This is a genomic window from Actinoplanes sp. NPDC048791 (genome assembly GCF_040650095.1).
In the GTDB taxonomy this organism is placed as follows: domain Bacteria; phylum Actinomycetota; class Actinomycetes; order Mycobacteriales; family Micromonosporaceae; genus Actinoplanes.
The window spans coordinates 1-3,104 of record NZ_JBEZGQ010000981.1 but is presented as its reverse complement, the minus strand read 5'-3'; the positions used below and the strand labels follow the sequence as shown (position 1 = coordinate 3,104).

Below are 3,104 nucleotides of genomic sequence, written 5' to 3'. Positions count from 1 at the left end.
GGGGTCGCCCGGCCGGGATAGTCGTCTCATCGCGGCGCACGGAGCCGCCGAGGCGAGGAGCGGGCGATGGTGGACAACAGTTACGCGCGGCGGGAGACCGGCGCGCGGGTGGCGATCATGATTCTCAGCGACCCGGCGGTGCTCCGGATCGCCGTGCTGGCGGCCGGCGTCTCGGCGCTGCTGCTGGCCATCGCCGCCGCCCTCTGAGCAGGCTCACCGGTTCCGGAAGACCCCCGACGTCGTGCTGCGGACGTTCGGGAAGACCGAGCGGGTGTTGGCCAGCCCGCAGCGCTTGTGCAGCACCTCGCCGATGACCGCGCGGTAGTCGGTGGTGACCGCGAGGTCGCCGTCGACCAGGTAGCGGTCCGCCAGGCCGGGCCACCGCCCGTGCACCTTGCCGCCCACGACGCCGCCGCCGAGCAGCATCATCGCGTTGCCGTAGCCGTGGTCGACCCCGTTGGAGCCGTTCTGGCGGACCCGCCGGCCGAACTCGCTGACCGTCACCACGGTGACCCGCTTCATGCCGGTCGTGCCGAGGTCGGTGGCGAAGGCAGCGAGGGCCGCCGCGAGCTGGGCCAGCTTGTCGTGCATCCGCTTGCCGGGTACGGCCGCACCGAGGTTCTCGTGGAGGTCCCAGTCGCCGGAGTCGACGCAGGCCGCCATCAGCCCCGCCTTGCCCTTGATCAGCCGGGCCACGTCCTTCAGCGCCCGGCCCAGCGTGTCGTCGGGGTAGACCGCGCCGTTGGCCGGCTGGTACGCCTTGGCCGCCAGTGTCTTCGTGGTCGCCAGCGAGCTCATCACCTGTCCGGCCGGCTGACCCAGCAGGGCCGGGGCCCCGGCGTAGAGGGTCTTCAGGGTGGCCGCCATCGGCTGGCCCTCCTGGTCTCCGTACATCGAGAAGTCGTTGATGGACTTCATGCCCAGGGCGGGGACCGGCCCGGCCAGCGCCCGGGACGGCATCATGCTGCCCACCGAGACGCCGTGGAACGGGCTGGTCGCGCCCAGGCCGCCCAGCATCCGGTCCAGCCAGCCGGTGCGCACCGAGGTGCCCGGCGCGGCCCGTTCCAGTTCCTCCATCGCGGAGAAGTGCGAGCGGTTCGGTTCGGGCTGGCCGACGGCGTGGACCGCGCCGAACGTGCCGGCCTTCCAGAACGGCAGCAGCGGCTTGAGCGCCGGGTGCAGGCCGAACCGGGTGTCGCCGCCGATCAGCTTGGCCTTCGGCACGGCGATGTCCGGCCGGGCCGCGTAGTACGCCGGGTCGCCGGCCGGCACGATCGCCGACAGGCCGTCGAAGCCGCCCCGCAGCGACAGCAGCACCAGGGTGTCCCCGGCGTACTTGCCGGCGGCGAAGGCCAGCTGGGTGGAGAGCTGGTCGCCGGCCAGTCCGGCGAACGCCCCGGCGGCTCCGGCGGCCAGCGCCTTGCCGAGCACGCCGCGGCGGGTCAGGGTGGTGCGCTGGTCGTCCGCGCAGCCACAGTTCGGTCCGGTCATCGTCGTCACCTCACCGCGAAGTAGGGAGAGTTCAGCATCAGGGTTTCAGCGTGGCGGCCGGGGTCTTGCCGAAGAAGCCGGCCAGCGCCGTCGTGTCGGCGGCCGGCAAGGTGCGGCCGAACAGCCGCCGGGCCAGCGCGTCGATCAGCTCGCCGTAGGTCGCGGGCAGCGCACCGACGAGGTCCTTGGCCAGGTCGGCCGGCCGCTGGAACTCCTTGGGCCGGTAGCCCGCGACGATGTGCAGGTGGGCGTTCCACCGGGCCAGCATGCCGCCGGGGGAGGTCCACGCCGAGGCCACATCGGGGTAGCCGTTCGGGGGCGCCCAGGACATCGGCGCCTGGCCCAGCGAGCCGATCAGCCAGTAGAGCGACTCGATGCCCGCGGTGCCGCCGGCGTCCGGGCCGTAGCCGACCGCGCGCACCGTCGCGACGATGTCCTCGTACGGCGTGCGCACCTTCGCCCCCACGGACGCCTTGAACTCCGCGGAGGAGAACAGGGCCCGCAGCACCGGGACGATCGCGGACTTGTGGTCGAGGTAGACCTGCACGAGCCTGTCCACCAGCTTGGCCGGCGGGTTGTCGGCGACGAAGCGTACGCAGAGCTTGGTGGCGATCTGCTCGGCGGTGGCCGGGTGCAGGGCCAGGTAGTCGAGCAGGGCCAGGGCTGCCGCCTCACCCCCGGCCGCGGTGGTGTTGGCGTGCCGGAAGTCGATCACTTTGACCGGGCCGGTGGCGTGCGCGTTGGCGCTGTACTTGTAGTTGCCGGTGTCCCAGTCGACGGTCAGCCCGGTCAGCAGCCGGGCGGCGTTCTTGACGTCGGACTCCGTGTAGCCCAGTCCGACCGTGTGCAGTTCCAGCAGCTCGCGGCCGTAGTTCTCGTTCGGCGCGGTCTTGGTGGAGAAGCGGTTGTCCAGGTACGTGAGCATCGCCGGGTGCCGGGCCGAAGCCTTCAGCAGGTCGGCGAAGCGGCCCAGCGCGTACGGCCGGATCACGGTCCGGTCGTAGTCGTGCCGGTTGTCCCAGACGTCGGCGGACGGGTTGGTGACGTTGAGGTGGTTGGACCAGAAGTCGACCATCATCTCGAAGAGCTGCCGTTCGCTCCAGATGGCCCGGCTGGTGGCCGCGAAGCCGAGCTGCAGCATCGTGTCCCAGCCGTACCGCATGGCGCCGGTGCCGACCCGGGCCCGCAGCTCGTCGATCGAGAGCTGGATGAGCGGGAAGCGGGTCAGCAGCGCGTCGCAGGCCGGGTCGGCGATGGTCGCCGGGTCGAGCTGGCGGTCGAGCCAGGCCGCCGCGCCGAGCCGGCGGATCTCGGCGACCGAGGCCGCGGTGGGTCCGTAGGTGGCGCGGCGCAGCAGGTGCAGCTCGGCGTCCGCCGCGACGTAGGAATTGGTGGTGCGGGTGGCCGCGGCGCCGGTCACGACGCGGCGGCGGCTGATCAAGGTTCTTGCCCGGGATGCCGTCACGCAGGTTGGTTCGGTCAGACATCTCGGTCCCTTCGCCAACCCGGCCGATGGCTACCGAGCTGCAACGGACCTGGTCGCCGGGCGCGGGATCGCCCACCGGCCGGCCGCGCTGTCGTGGTCCAGCGCGGCCCAGTTCGTCCTGGTCGCC

Annotated in this window: 4 protein-coding genes; 2 read left to right on the top strand and 2 right to left on the bottom strand. The window is 72.3% G+C overall.

Annotated features, from left to right (window positions below):
- Window positions 1-66: 66 nt before the first annotated feature.
- Window positions 67-207 carry a hypothetical protein gene (locus tag AB0C29_RS40820; RefSeq protein WP_360832424.1) on the top strand — a complete coding sequence of 47 codons (141 nt, stop codon included), beginning with the start codon at window positions 67-69 and terminating at the stop codon, window positions 205-207.
- Between the two features lie 6 nt (window positions 208-213).
- Here the strand turns inward: AB0C29_RS40820 and AB0C29_RS40815 are convergent, their stop codons facing one another.
- A complete protein-coding gene (locus AB0C29_RS40815; protein ID WP_360832422.1) occupies window positions 214-1,491 on the bottom strand; it encodes a DUF1501 domain-containing protein in 1,278 nt (425 codons plus the stop codon).
- 37 nt (window positions 1,492-1,528) lie between these two features.
- A complete protein-coding gene (locus AB0C29_RS40810; RefSeq protein WP_360832420.1) occupies window positions 1,529-2,911 on the bottom strand; it encodes a DUF1800 domain-containing protein in 1,383 nt (460 codons plus the stop codon).
- Between AB0C29_RS40810 and AB0C29_RS40805 the strand changes: the two genes are divergently transcribed.
- On the top strand, window positions 2,892-3,104 hold a 213-nt coding region (locus AB0C29_RS40805; protein WP_360832418.1), incomplete at its 3' end, for a hypothetical protein. The genes AB0C29_RS40810 and AB0C29_RS40805 overlap by 20 nt on opposite strands.